Raw genomic sequence first — 13,594 nt, forward strand, 5'->3', positions numbered from 1 at the left:
ATATATACAAAAAAGGTGATCACTCTACCGGAGATGATCACCTTTTTGCAGTATTATTCTGTAAATAAATCTTAAGTTGTTCTTATAAAATCATTTCTGACTGCAGGTAGTGATAAAGGAGTTTTGCCGTGTTTTCAATGGAATCTATATGCGTTCTTTCAAATGCATGGGATGAATCGATGCCCGGTCCAATTAAGCCATGAATGATATCATGCCCTGCCCTGATTGCGGCTGAAGCATCGGATCCATAAAAAGGGTAGATGTCCAGCTTATAGCTGATATCATTGTCAACGGCTAACTTGACAAGTCTTTTTCTTAATTCATAATGATACGGACCGCTTGCATCTTTCGCGCAGATCGAAACGGTGTATTCATCCGTCGATTGCCCATCACCCATTGCTCCCATATCAACTGCCAGGTACTCAACCGTTTCAGGAGTAATGTTTGAGTTTCCGCCGTAACCGATTTCCTCATTGTTCGAAATGAGAAAATGGGTGGTGTATGGAAGTACAATATTTTCTGCCTTCACTTGCTTAATGAGCTGAAGCAGGATGGCGACACTTGCTTTATCATCAAGATGCCGAGATTTAATAAAACCTGATGCTGTAATTTGAACACGCGGATCAAAAGAGACAAAATCTCCAACTTCAATGCCAAGAGATTTTACATCATCAGCGTTATGTACTTTTTCATCAAGGCGGACTTCCATATTATCCTGGCTCCGTTCCGCTTTCCCTGCATCCTTATATACATGGACAGAGGTTTGGTGCATTAAAATGGTGCCAGTGAATTTTTTGCCTGTTGATGTTTCAATTTCACAATACTCGCCCTCAATGGAGTTGTATTTAAAGCCACCGATTAAATCAAGCTTAAGGCGCCCGGTTGGCTTGATTTCTTTTACAATCGCTCCAAGAGTATCAACATGGGCAGTAAGCATCCTATGGTTCTGCTCATCTTTGCCAGGAAGAGTCGCGATTAATCCTCCTTTACGGTTCCTCGTTGTTTCAACATGCAGTTCCTTTAAAAAGTCCTCTACAAAAGTAATGACTTCATTCGTGTTTCCTGAAGGACTAGGAATGCTGACCAATTGTTTAAGTAAATTTAAAGTTTCTTCCTTGTTTATGTAGGCCAAAGTAAATCCCCTTTCAAAATAAATATCATAATTCTTATTATAATCTTTTTACTCCCTGTAGACAGATTTTTCAATGAAATGATTTTTCTTCCTTGTTCGCGGTAAGGGTGATTTCAGTAACCTATTCCCTGAGCACCTCATATTTTGTTAAAGATGTTAAATCTGGGAGGGAGAAAAAATGAAAGAAAACTCGTACAGGGAATCTTTAGCTGAATGGTGTGAGGAAATTAGCTTTACTTGGGAATCAGCTCTCGGCCAACCTAAGGACCTTTTTGATGATACTGTCCAAAAGCACTGGTGTGACAGGCTATTTTTACTTAAAAAGGAAGCGGAAGCGGATAATAATATGAGCGATACTGAACTGTACAATAAAGCAGCGGCTTTACATGACGAACTAACAAGCATCCTGTCCCGGGATGGGCGCCATGAAGATGAGAGGGTCCAGCCTGTTCCGGTTGGAGGGCACCGTTTGCCGTCACTTCCTTACCGGTATGATGCTTTAGAACCGGTCATCTCTGAGGAAATCATGAGACTGCACCATTTAAAACATCATCAAACGTATGTAGATGGACTGAACAAAGCAGAAAAGGAAATGCAAAAGGCCAGGGAAAACGGAGATTTTGGCTTGATTAAACATTGGGAAAGAGAAGCAGCTTTTCACGGTTCCGGCCATTATTTACACACTATATTTTGGAGCAATATGAGCCCGGATGGCGGAGGGGAGCCGTCAGGACAATTGAGTCAAGCAATCAAGACTGCTTTCGGAAGCTTTGAGAAATTCAAGAAGCACTTTTCCGAAGCAGCGAAAAATGTAGAAGCAGTAGGCTGGGCTATTCTCGTTTGGGCACCAAGGTCTCATCGTTTAGAAATATTAACAGCCGAAAAACATCAAAATTTAACACAATGGGACGTCATACCTTTACTAGTTCTTGATGTTTGGGAGCATGCATATTACCTTCAATATAAAAATGAACGGGCTAAATATGTTGAACAATGGTGGAAAGTAGTCAACTGGAGGGATGTTGGAAAACGCTTTAAGGAAGCCAAAACAATCATGTGGCAGCCATATTAATTTATCTTAAGAGGACACCATAATTTTGTGAGAGAAATTTTTGTGTTTTTGTGGAGAGAAATCACTTTTATTCCTAGACTCCCTATTGCTATGACACCGGATAGAATAAAACCCTTCGAAGAAGCGCTAATAGGAAAGAGGATAGGTACGCTTAGCAGCACGTTATATTTACTGACAGATGGTCGATAAAACACCAGAGCTGGTAGATATCCTGCTAAAGGTCGTGAACTATGGTTAATCATCTACCTTTTCAATCACATAAATCAATTTTTTAAGTACACACTAAACGTATGTTCGGGAGGTGATGAACCAATATGGATTCGAAAGATTTTGACCAAGTTTATAAGGAATATAAGGAGCAAGCCAGTTTTAAAAGCATGGGAGAAACTGATCCTGGTAAAGAAAAAATCGTTGCGGTTCGTAAAAATGATGATGGGGACATTATTGCATTCAAAACAGATAGCGGAAGGGAACTGGATTACCTGGCTGCTTTGGACGATGCAAAAGCAGGGAAGCTAGCACACGTTGACGTATTTCATAAATATGGAAGAGATATAATCCGGAGTGAACCCGATGGTATAAAAGAAAATAATTTGGATCAATTGCCGTTATTTTAATAAACTATGCTGAAGGAAATTAAAAATAGAGGCTGAACCAATGCTAGGTCCAGCCTCCATCTACTATTGAGTGTCTTCTTCAGTATCCGTAGCGCCATCATCCTCAGTATTGTCTTCCTCGGTGCCTTTCTCAGCGCTATCATCCTCAGTACCGTCCTTCTTTGATACCTTCTTCAGTGCCTTCTTCTAGGTTTTGATTCTTTTCGGTTTCTTCCTCGTTATTCGCGTCATTACTGCAGCCAGTGGCAATTCCAGTTAACATGAAAGCAGCCATAAATGTTAAAAGCCATTTGTGGAGATTTTTCTACCATATTTAACAATGATTTGCATTCCGTTTGAACTCGCTTAATATCTTTAAATAAATTTCATATTTTACGAAGCCCTTTAACATTCGGAAACCTTAAATCTATTGAACCGCCTTACACTGGAGCTGGCACTTCTGCATTTACTTGCTGCAAACTTGATTTTCCATCATCGACAATGAAGGATTTTCTTATGGAGACCGGTGCTCCAGGCCTTGTGACGTAAGGAACGACCAGAAAATCCGTTTGCCATTTCTGCTGCGTCAGGCTGCAGCGTACATAACCACGCTGGTTGCTGAAAAATTTAATATGTGGGTTTTCCTGTAGTATTTGTGCTGTATTGCTGTTAATATCAGAACCATCACCGCCAGAAGTGATTGATGTTCCAACAAACTCCACAGCTACACTTTTTGAATTAGTGTCAACAAAATTTACTTTAACCTCATTTGCCCAGCTGGTGTGGACATCCCCAGTCAAGACAATTGTATTGCTGATGTTTTTTTCGGAGAGAAAATCGAGAATACGTTGCCTTGCTCCTGGATAGCCATCCCAGGCATCCATGCTGTAGTTCTCCTTAATTGGGCCAAACCCATAGTCCCGTCGGGCGAAGAACACTTGCTGAGCGAGAACCTTCCATTTTGCCTGGGAGGCTGCCAGCCCGTCTAATAGCCAGCGCTCCTGCTGCTCCCCTAGAAGGGTGCGGGAAGGGTCCATGGACTCGGGGGTTGGGCTGTCCCAGCCGTCACCATTGGCCTGGTCATCCCTGTACTGCCGCGTGTCCAACAAATTGAAATCCACTAAGTTGCCATATGAAAGACGGCGGTAAAGCTGCATGTTGCTTCCATTCGGAAACGATGAGCGGCGGAGCGGCATATGTTCATAATAAGCCTGGAAAGCGATGGCCCGCCGTTTTAAAAACTCTTCTTTGGATTGCTTGTCAGGATCCTGGGGAATATCACCAGCCCAGTTATTGTCCACCTCATGGTCATCCATTACAACCATCCATGGAAAATGGGCATGGGCGGCTTGAAGATCGCTATCTAACTTGTATAAAGCATAGCGGTTTCGATAGTCGTCGATTGTATAAATTTCAGGGAAGTCTTTGTCAATTGGCCTGACACCAGTGGAATTATGCCTGCCTTCATAAATGTAATCCCCTAAATGGATCACCAGATCCAAATCATCCTTGGCCATATGCTGATAGGCTGTGTAATAACCTGTTGGCCAATTTTGACAGGATGCGAACGCAAAGGTCACGTTGTCCACGTGGCTGTGCCTGGCCGGAGAAGTTTTTGTCCGGCCTGACGGACTAGTATGAGGACCTGCCTTAAAACGGTAAAAATACCATGTAGCGGGCTTTAAGCTGCTCACTTCAACATGAACAGAGTGACCTAGCTGTGGTTTTGAAACCTCTATTCCTCTTTGTATGACTTTTTTAAAATCAGGATCTTCCGAGATTTCCCATTGAACGGGGAATGGATGTGGATTCATGCCCCCGCCATTAAGCGGATCGGGTGCAAGTCTTGTCCATAATACGACACCATCATGCAAAGGATCACCAGAAGCAATTCCTAGTGTAAAAGGATAAGGCAAAGAATTTGAATTTCCAGGAGCAGCAGAAGCTGTTTTAAACGGCAATGCAGCAGCAATCGAAACTCCCAGAGCCATCCCCATGCCTTTGCCTGATTTTTTTAAAAAGTTTCTTCTATCAAATTTCTCGTTGCTTCGATGAGAATCTTTCATTATGATCCCTCCCCTGTTATTGGTTACAATTTTAGAGAAGAAATATAGACAAAATATGAATTTACTGTGAAAGATTGTAAAATATTAAAAATTTAAAAAGGGTAAAAAATATTCTTAGGTCCTACAGTTGCTTGAAGAGATAAATTGCTGCGCTGTTAAAAAAAGCTTCCGGAAGTGATCCGGAAGCCTTTTGCTATTTATGAAAGAAGAGTCTGTATAACAGATTGGGCATTGTTCGAACTTGAAGTCATAGCCCCAAAAAGCTTCTCTGCGATTTTGAAACCAGAGTAAATAAGTTCGAACAACTTGAAGTCTACGATCTAATCATAATCGATGTTTATTAAACTAGTATAAATTCAATGTTAATCTCTTATTTACAAGGAAAGGACCAATTGTCAGCTAAAGAATCTTTCCTTTTTTTTAAGTAGAGATAAAATAGAAAGGAAATCACTTTGTTTTTCTGAAATTTCTAACTAAGATAATAGTTACATACCGACCGGTAGGTGTGTAATCTGATATTCTTCATATATTTTTCATAGACATTGATGTTTAGCATGAAAATTTAAGGTGGGGGAGTGAAAGTACGCATTTGCGTTAAACTGAAGAACAAAAGATGGTGCAGAAAACTATTCGCAGATTCGAAACGGAATTGATGAAAATAGGACACTTTGTTTAAAGACTGGATTGAAATCGCGTCTTAAGAGACGGGGATGAATGAAAATGGCAGGTAGATTTGAAGGAATAACCGCCTTTGTAACTGGCGGAAGCCGGGGCATTGGAAAAGGAATCGTCCAGTTCTTTGCCGAGGAAGGTGCGAAGGTCGCGTTTATCGATTTAAACGAGGATGCCCTTGGAGAAACAACCAAAGAGCTACGAGCAAAAGGATACTGCATTGGGCGGGATAGACGCGATTGCTTTATCCTATCCGCATTATTACTCAACACAGGTAGAATGGGCAGAAGCGTATAATGCGCCCATTTATATTCATGACGATGACAAGGAATGGGTAACCAGGCCAAGTGACAGGATTGTATTTTGGTCAGGAGAATACCTCGAACTAAACGATGGACTCACCCTATACAGGCTGGGAGGCCACTTCAGCGGGGGCACAGTTTTGCTTTGGGACAATGAAACTGCGACAGATGGGGTTTTATTAACAGGGGATATCATCCAGGTCAGACCGCAATTGGGTGAGCTTCATGTACAGTTATCCCAATCTGATTCCATTGCCCGCAGCAAAGGTTGAAGATATAGCAGGCAGAGTGAGTGGATTAAAAATCTGACCGGATTTATAATGCCTTTCATCGTGTGGTCAAAGAAAATGCGAGTCAATCAGTCCAGAAATCAGCAAAAAGGTATATTGCTGCATTGGTAGGAACTTTTATTCGAAAAAAATAGTGAATTCTTTGAGCGAATTTTTCCATTGGGAGAATCGTTTTTTCTGGGTGTGATTTTTATAAAAATCTTTTTATCTATTTTGATTTTGGGTGCGTCATTATCATTACACTTTTAGAATAAAAGTAAGTGACAGACTTCTCTCAAGTTCTTATATGATACTTTGAAAAAAGTATTGGTTATAATGTAAAAAAGTATGATGGGTAAGGAGCGATAAGATGGGAAATCAATGGAACGAGCGATTTGGTGCCGTACAATATGTTTATGGAGAAGAGCCGAATGTTTTTATACAAACGCAGCAATATCGATTACAGGAAAATAAAAAGATAGTGGCGTTTGCTGAAGGAGAAGGTAGGAATGCCGTATTCCTAGCCAGACAGGGTCATGATGTAACAGCCTGGGATTACGCATTAAACGGATTGAAGAAAACAAAAGCGCTCGCAAAACGTTTCGGTGTAAATGTGGAAACGGAACAAAAGGATCTCATTCATAATCAAGTTCCATCCGAAAAATTTGACGCCGCCATTATGGTGTTTGGACATTTTGAAAAGAAAGATCAAAAAACGGTACTGGACAAAATGGTTTCGACTGTCAAACCCGGGGGAATTCTCATGTTGGAAGTATACTCTGAAGACCAGCTGCGGTACGGAACTGGGGGGCCAAAAGATGTAGATATGCTGTATAATCCGGTTGATCTATTGGACTGGGCAAAAGGTTATAAAGTACTGCACTTTTATTACGGTGAAGAGGAAAGGGAAGAGGGGAACCTTCATACCGGCCTCTGCCATGTGGTGCAGGTTATTTTGCGGAAAGAGAAGGTTGGATGAACCCATCTGGAAAAAGGGAGACGCACAAGCAAATCAGTTTGACGAAATATTCAACTAAGGGGCGGGGAAGGATGATACGCTTAGTAAATGAACATGACGCAGAATCAATTGTTGATATTATGAAAAGTATTATTTTATCGGAAACCACGACTCATTTCTTTATATCTTCACCTAATGAATTATCAGATAGCGTAAACAACGAAAGAGAGAAAATCCGTAAAGGTTTAGATGAAGAAAATCTTTATATAGTTTGTGAAGTTGATCGTAAGGTAGTCGGCTTTTTGAGATTTAACCGATATAAACTTGACCGCTTAAATCATGCTGGCTCAATGAGTATGGGGATCAGGGAGGCCTATTGTAATCAAGGAATCGGGACTGTGATGATTGAATTCCTAATTAACTGGGCTAAACAGCAGCGAGGTTTGGAAAAGATTTGCTTAGGGGTGCTTTCTGTCAATGAACGAGCTATAAAAGTATATAAGCGGCTAGGTTTTTTAGAAGAGGGAAGACAACGAAAACAAATTAAATATGAAGATGGGTCTTATGGGGATGATATCTTAATGGCATATTACCTCGTATGATATTTCATTCTCCACATAAAAAACCGCTTTGGACGGAAAAACTCCAAAACGGTTTTTTGTTTTTTTATGTGCTTATTACTGATTGTTATTCAGCGTCCGCTGTTTTCACAAGTACTTTTCCGATGTTGGCGCCCTTGAAAAGATCCAGAAATGCATCAATCGTATGGTCAAAGCCTTCTGTAATTGTTTCTACGTACTTAAGCTCGCCTTCCGTTAGCTTATCCAGCTAACGCTTCAACCCCTTCACCAAAACGGGATAAATAGTTGCCCACTGTAAATCCTTGCATTAAGGAACTTGTCTTAATTAAATACGATTGAACACGCAGACCTACATCTTCAGAAGCATGATTATAGGAAGAGATCGCTCCGCAAACAGGGATCCTTGCGAAATTATTCAGTAAAGGAAAAACGGCATCGCCAATTGTTCCACCTACATTTTCAAAATAGACATCTATTTCGTTAGGGCATGCCTCTTGAAGGGCAGCTCCTACATTCTGAGTGTTGTAATTAATGGCCTCGTCAAACCCTAACTCATCGATCAGGAATTTAACTTTTTCATCTGACCCGGCAATATCGACAACACGGCAGCCTTTAATTTTCGCTATTTGACCCACAATTGAGCAAACAGCCCCTGCGGCACCTGATACGACAATTGTTCCGCCTTCTTTAGGTTTACCAATGTCCAACAGACCAAAATATGCGGTTAAACCTGTCATACCCAATACGCTTAAATACGTAGAAACTGGTGCAAGATTTTGATCGATTTTTCGGACTTCGCTTTCTTTTGCAACAGAGTATTTCTGCCACCCAAGTGATCCAATAACATAGTCACCTTTTTCGAAAAAGTTTGATTTGTGATTCGACTAATTGTCCAATAACTCCGCTTGTAATCACTTTATTCAATACAGCTATTAGAAAGTCTACATGAACGCTGGACGTGTTTACTTGAAAATCTAACAGCTACACAATTACAGCGAACATATCAGTATCCTGATGGAGTAAAATGTGAATTGACCAAGGTATTGCATTTTATGCATGGCATGGTAATCACCATTTGGTACATATTTAACAAGCTTTATATATTAACATTTGGGGGTTTTACTTGCTCCAGACATTGCTGCAGAAAGAATTTTCGACACGCGAAGTTGTTATCATAGGTGAAGGAAAAGACAAAGACACGTTGTTGGCATTCAAGCCATGTCCCAGAACTAGTGGTTGTTTCAGCAGTGGAGCATGAGGATTGGGAAAATATTGAGTGCAGGGGCTACAAAGCATTGGAGGGAAGGACTGACAGCCTATCTTTGAAAACTTTGTTTGCCAGAAGCCAGTGACTGATTTGAAAGAAGCGATGAAACAGCTTTAGATTGATTAAAACCAAATCGAGAGGCGCAGCACTTAGCTGAGCCTCCTTTTTAATGAAATCATCCTAGCTGTCTGGAACTTGCCAAAATCAACGCTTGTCACAGATTCCGGCAGGATCGTGGATAATTCCCCTAGGGGGTATTTGATGCCCATTCCTAAAGGGAAAGTTCATCTATTATTTTAGTATTCCATTGGATAATAGGGGGATCTACCTATGTGTCCTTAGAAAACTAATATTTATACTAGAAGTATAGGGGAAATTTTATTGCGGTTTTTAGAAATAGGGAGATGGGGAAATGGATGTAAATTTTATTGTCGTGATTTTTCTGATCGGGTTTGTTGGTTCGTATATTTCAGGTATGGTTGGTATTGGGGGATCGATTATTAAATACCCAATGTTATTGTATATACCGCCATTGCTGGGTTTTGCCGCTTTTAACGCCCATGAAGTGTCCGGGATCAGCGCTGTCCAGGTGTTTTTCGCTACAATCGGAGGGGTATGGGCTTATCGTAAAAGTGGCTTGCTGAATAAAGACCTGATCATTTACATGGGAAGCGGCATCCTTTTAGGAGGTTTGCTGGGCGGATATGGTTCTACTTTTATGGATGAAAGTGCAATAAACGTCGTCTATGCGGTTCTTGCCACGATCGCTGTAATTATGATGTTCATACCTAAGAAGAACAATGAAGATAAAGCTGTGCATGAAATTCTCTTTAATAAACCATTAGCAGCTCTATTAGCATTTGCGGTAGGATGTGCATCAGGGGTTGTTGGAGCAGCTGGAGCCTTTATTTTGGTTCCCATTCTCCTCGTTGTGTTGAAAATCCCAACAAGGATGACAATCGCTACTTCATTGGCGATTACCTTTATATCTTCAATTGGTTCGACAATCGGTAAAGTTGCTACAGGACAAGTACTGCTTGTACCTGCCCTAGTTATGATTGTCGCCAGTATCATTGCTGCTCCATTAGGGGCAAAAGCAGGACAAAAAATGAATACGAAAGTATTGCAATGGATTCTTTCCATTCTCATTTTAGCTACAGCAATCAAAATTTGGCTGGATATACTGTAGCTATATGTTTGAAAGATAAAGGCTGACTCGCTTGAGTTGGCTTTTTTTCGTTTTGAAAGAACAATCTCGTACCTTTCAGAATAATTAGGGGAGTACCCCTATATTTTATGAATGCGGTTTCAACTATTATGAAGGTGTAAAGGTTAATTAATTTCATATACGAACAAAGTTTAAAGGGGAGGATCTTTAAATGAATGCTTCATACAAGGTAGTCATTGTCGGAGGCGGGACTGCCGGAATTTCGGTAGCAGCAAGGCTTTTACGTCAATCAAACTCATTGGCAGAAAAAATTGCAATCATTGACCCGGCAGATAAACATTACTATCAGCCATTATGGACACTGGTAGGAGGGGGAGCATCAAAAAAAGAAGACTCTGAACGGACAATGGAAAGTGTGATTCCAAAGGGAGCTGTATGGTTACAGACTGCTGTAGCTGAATTTTCCCCAGAGTCAAAGTATGTCGTAACAAACGATGGACAGACGATCGGCTACGACTATCTCGTAGTAGCCAGTGGAATTGAAATTAACTGGGGCGGAATTAAAGGATTAAAAGAATCCCTTGGAACAAAGCAGGTATGCAGTAACTATTCTTATCAACATGTTGATTATACATGGGAAACAATCCGGTCGTTTAAAGGCGGAACAGCACTCTTTACCCATCCGGCATCACCTGTTAAATGCGGCGGTGCGCCACAAAAAATTATGTATTTGGCAGAAGATTATTTTACGAGGGCGGGCGTAAGAAATAGTACAAATGTGGTATTTCAGTCAGCTAATCCAGCTATTTTTGACGTGCAAAAATACCGTGAAGCACTTGAAAAAGTAGTAGTGAGAAAGAATATCCAGGCTAATTTCCGAAAAAACCTGATCGAAATCAAACCAGATGAGAAGATTGCCATTTTCGAAGACCTGGATACACAAGAGAAAGAAGAAGTTGCGTATAGTATGATCCATGTTACACCGCTCATGCAGGCGCCATCTTTCATTAAAAACAGCCCATTAGCGGATGAAACTGGCTGGGTGGACGTACACCAGTATACACTGCAGCATAATCGGTATAAAAATGTGTTTGGACTTGGAGATAATGCGAACCTGCCGACTTCCAAAACAGGAGCGGCCATTCGCAAACAAGCCCCTGTTGTTGCGAATAATATTATTTCTTTAATGCGGTCAATACCGATGAAAGAAAGCTATGACGGTTACTCTTCATGTCCAATCGTAACAGGATACAACAAGCTTATATTGGCGGAGTTTGATTATAACAAAGATCCGCAGGAAACTATGCCATTCAATCAAGCCGTTGAAAGACGCAGCATGTATATGATGAAGAAAGATATGCTTCCCATCATGTACTGGAACGGGATGTTAAAAGGTACGATGTAAAAAAGTATGATAGAGAGGAGTGCAGCCTCACATGATAAAATATGAAACTCAGTCGGCCAATGCTGTCCCGCAAGGGCTTATATCTGAACTAGAGAATCCTGACGTAATGCAATCTCTTGTAGAACTATTGCGCATGTTACCGGACTTCCAAAAAAAAATGCAATCGGTTGAAGACGTGTTGCTTTTTGGAAAAGCTGTGTTACAGGACAATCAAATGATTGAAAAGTATGAAGAAACTGCTTCTACTTTCAATATAAATGCTGAAACGGTTATGTCGCTTATTACTCTGTTGGAAAAGCTTCCAAAGATCGTAAAAATGGTCGAGCAATTAGAAAATATAACGGACTTTGTCTCAAGCATCATAGGGGATAAAAAGTCGACGGATTACTTATTTTCTAATCTTAAGGAGTATGCGGATCCAATTGTAAAAGAAGGGGATCAAGCTTTAAATCTTCTTATAGAAGTGAAGGAACGGGCTAATTGCAGTCCGCAAAATGTGAAGTTCATTTCGATGGTGAAGTGGCTGAAGGATCCGACTGTCCAAAGAGGATTATGTTATGTGCAAGCAACACTAGATTTATTATCAGAAAAAAAAGCGAGATAATTTGAAAGGGGAAAAATTATGTTACTACGTTATTTTTATGATGAAAAGCTAGCCCATGCATCTTATTTAGTTGGTTGTCAAGCAACAGGAGAAGCAGTAGTAGTGGATCCTATGCGGAACATTAAACCATATATTGAATTGGCTGAATCAGAAAAGCTAAAGATTGTTGGGGCTCTGGAAACACATATCCATGCAGACTTTGTATCAGGTTCGCGTGAATTGGCTGATCGCTTTGAGACAAAAATGTACATCTCGGATGAAGGCGATGAAAACTGGAAATATCAAAACCTCGAAAATGTCAGCCATCAATTATTAAAAGATGGGGATACATTCAAGATTGGCAACCTTCTGTTCGAAACCATGCATACGCCTGGCCATACTCCAGAAAGCATTTCCTTCATGTTGACGGACCGCGGCGGCAATGCTGACATGCCAATGGGAATCTTTACAGGAGACTTTGTTTTTGTCGGAGATATTGGCAGACCAGACTTACTGGAAAAAGCAGCGGGTATTATAGGTACTTCTGAGTCGGGCGCAAAAGCGATGTACCAATCAGTTGAACGATTTAAAACAATGCCGGACTATTTACAAATCTGGCCTGCACATGGAGCCGGAAGTGCATGCGGTAAATCTCTTGGTGCTGTTCCTTCATCAACAGTTGGTTATGAAAAGAAGTTCAACTGGGCTATGAAATTTAATGAAGAACAAGCGTTCATTGATGCATTGCTAGAAGGCCAGCCGGAACCTCCTTATTACTTTGCTGTTATGAAGCATGTTAATAAGGTAGGCATTGATTTAATTAAAAACTTGCCAGTCTTGAAAAAAGTTTCAACATTTGAAGAGATTCTAAAACTTATTGCGGAAGGAAATCAAGTTCTGGATACTCGGGCTGCCGATGACTATGCAAATGGACATATTGAAGGAACTATCAATATACCATTTACTAATTCGTTCACAAACTGGGCGGGATGGCTTGTAGATTATAGTAAACCATTATACCTTCTGGTTGAAGAAGAAGTATTGGAAGAAATGAAGATCGCCTTACGGTCAGTTGGTATTGATCTAGTTCTTGGATATGGTGACGTAAACGATATTTTTGATGGTGTTTCCGCAGAATCTTTAGAAACATATATATGTGTTATGCCAAAAGAAGCTGCAAAGCTGATAGAAGCTGATGAAGTGACCATTTTGGATGTCCGTAATCAGGCCGAGTGGAATGGAGGCCATTTAGATAACGCTCAACATATCATGGTTGGGACACTTCTTAAACGGCTTGAGGAAGTAAGTAAAGAAAAACGAATTTTAGTGCACTGTCAAAGTGGTGTTCGATCAGCGATTGCTATGAGTGTTCTTCAAGCTAAAGGGATCAAAAACTGTGTTAATATGGCAGGCGGTTACTCCCTATGGATTAACGAAGTAAATCAATAAGCATAACGAATATAACAAGATTTTTAATAAGAAGGCCGGTTCCCTTTTTGGGAACCGGCTTATTTTTCTATATG

The 13,594-nt window shown here is 40.6% G+C and carries 11 protein-coding genes and 3 pseudogenes; 10 read left to right on the forward strand and 4 right to left on the reverse strand.

Features of this window, described 5'->3' with window-relative positions:
- Positions 1 to 82: 82 nt before the first annotated feature.
- Entirely contained in the window at positions 83 to 1,132 is a 1,050-nt protein-coding gene (locus tag D1970_RS08285; protein WP_119112408.1) for a M42 family metallopeptidase, read from the reverse strand.
- Between the two features lie 178 nt (positions 1,133 to 1,310).
- On the opposite strand from D1970_RS08285, the gene D1970_RS08290 reads away from it, so the two are divergent.
- Together D1970_RS08290 and D1970_RS08295 are read left to right on the forward strand one after the other, a co-directional pair.
- On the forward strand, positions 1,311 to 2,204 hold the full coding sequence (locus tag D1970_RS08290) for a superoxide dismutase (protein WP_119112409.1): 894 nt from the start codon (positions 1,311 to 1,313) through the stop codon (positions 2,202 to 2,204).
- 314 nt (positions 2,205 to 2,518) lie between these two features.
- Positions 2,519 to 2,821, forward strand: a complete 303-nt coding sequence (locus tag D1970_RS08295) for a DUF3892 domain-containing protein (protein WP_119112410.1) — start codon at positions 2,519 to 2,521, stop codon at positions 2,819 to 2,821.
- Between the two features lie 145 nt (positions 2,822 to 2,966).
- Here the strand turns inward: D1970_RS08295 and D1970_RS22875 are convergent, their stop codons facing one another.
- Both D1970_RS22875 and D1970_RS08300 read right to left on the reverse strand, forming a co-directional pair.
- Complete coding sequence (locus D1970_RS22875; RefSeq protein WP_259339592.1) at positions 2,967 to 3,095, reverse strand: hypothetical protein; 129 nt, start codon at positions 3,093 to 3,095, stop codon at positions 2,967 to 2,969.
- A 145-nt stretch (positions 3,096 to 3,240) separates the two neighbouring features.
- Positions 3,241 to 4,866, reverse strand: coding sequence for an alkaline phosphatase D family protein (locus tag D1970_RS08300; protein WP_119112411.1), 1,626 nt, complete (start codon positions 4,864 to 4,866; stop codon positions 3,241 to 3,243).
- A 720-nt stretch (positions 4,867 to 5,586) separates the two neighbouring features.
- Between D1970_RS08300 and D1970_RS08305 the strand changes: the two are divergent.
- The 4 genes and pseudogenes from D1970_RS08305 to D1970_RS08320 form a co-directional block, all read left to right on the forward strand.
- Positions 5,587 to 5,754: pseudogene (locus D1970_RS08305) on the forward strand (SDR family NAD(P)-dependent oxidoreductase); the annotation flags it as partial.
- Between the two features lie 4 nt (positions 5,755 to 5,758).
- Positions 5,759 to 6,264: pseudogene (locus D1970_RS08310) on the forward strand (MBL fold metallo-hydrolase); the annotation flags it as partial.
- 215 nt (positions 6,265 to 6,479) lie between these two features.
- Positions 6,480 to 7,088 (forward strand): class I SAM-dependent methyltransferase, encoded by a 609-nt coding sequence (locus D1970_RS08315; protein WP_119112412.1) that lies wholly within the window; start codon positions 6,480 to 6,482, stop codon positions 7,086 to 7,088.
- Positions 7,089 to 7,159: 71 nt separating this feature from the next.
- Positions 7,160 to 7,669 (forward strand): GNAT family N-acetyltransferase, encoded by a 510-nt coding sequence (locus tag D1970_RS08320; protein ID WP_119112740.1) that lies wholly within the window; start codon positions 7,160 to 7,162, stop codon positions 7,667 to 7,669.
- 85 nt (positions 7,670 to 7,754) lie between these two features.
- Here the strand turns inward: D1970_RS08320 and D1970_RS08325 are convergent.
- A pseudogene (locus D1970_RS08325) lies at positions 7,755 to 8,572 on the reverse strand (NADP-dependent oxidoreductase); the annotation flags it as partial.
- 755 nt (positions 8,573 to 9,327) lie between these two features.
- Between D1970_RS08325 and D1970_RS08335 the strand changes: the two are divergent.
- The 4 genes from D1970_RS08335 to D1970_RS08350 all read left to right on the forward strand — a co-directional run bounded on the left by D1970_RS08335 (position 9,328) and on the right by D1970_RS08350 (position 13,520).
- Positions 9,328 to 10,104, forward strand: a complete 777-nt coding sequence (locus tag D1970_RS08335; RefSeq protein WP_119112413.1) for a sulfite exporter TauE/SafE family protein — start codon at positions 9,328 to 9,330, stop codon at positions 10,102 to 10,104.
- A gap of 190 nt (positions 10,105 to 10,294) precedes the next feature.
- Positions 10,295 to 11,488 (forward strand): NAD(P)/FAD-dependent oxidoreductase, encoded by a 1,194-nt coding sequence (locus D1970_RS08340; RefSeq protein WP_119112414.1) that lies wholly within the window; start codon positions 10,295 to 10,297, stop codon positions 11,486 to 11,488.
- A 31-nt stretch (positions 11,489 to 11,519) separates the two neighbouring features.
- The gene (locus D1970_RS08345) at positions 11,520 to 12,092 is read left to right on the forward strand and encodes a helical membrane plugin domain-containing protein (RefSeq protein ID WP_119112415.1); all 573 of its coding nucleotides are present in this window, start codon (positions 11,520 to 11,522) and stop codon (positions 12,090 to 12,092) included.
- Between the two features lie 18 nt (positions 12,093 to 12,110).
- Positions 12,111 to 13,520, forward strand: a complete 1,410-nt coding sequence (locus D1970_RS08350; RefSeq protein WP_119112416.1) for an MBL fold metallo-hydrolase — start codon at positions 12,111 to 12,113, stop codon at positions 13,518 to 13,520.
- The last annotated feature ends 74 nt before the right edge of the window (positions 13,521 to 13,594 follow it).

The organism is Mesobacillus zeae (assembly GCF_003570705.1).
Lineage (GTDB): Bacteria > Bacillota > Bacilli > Bacillales > Cytobacillaceae > Mesobacillus_C > Mesobacillus_C zeae.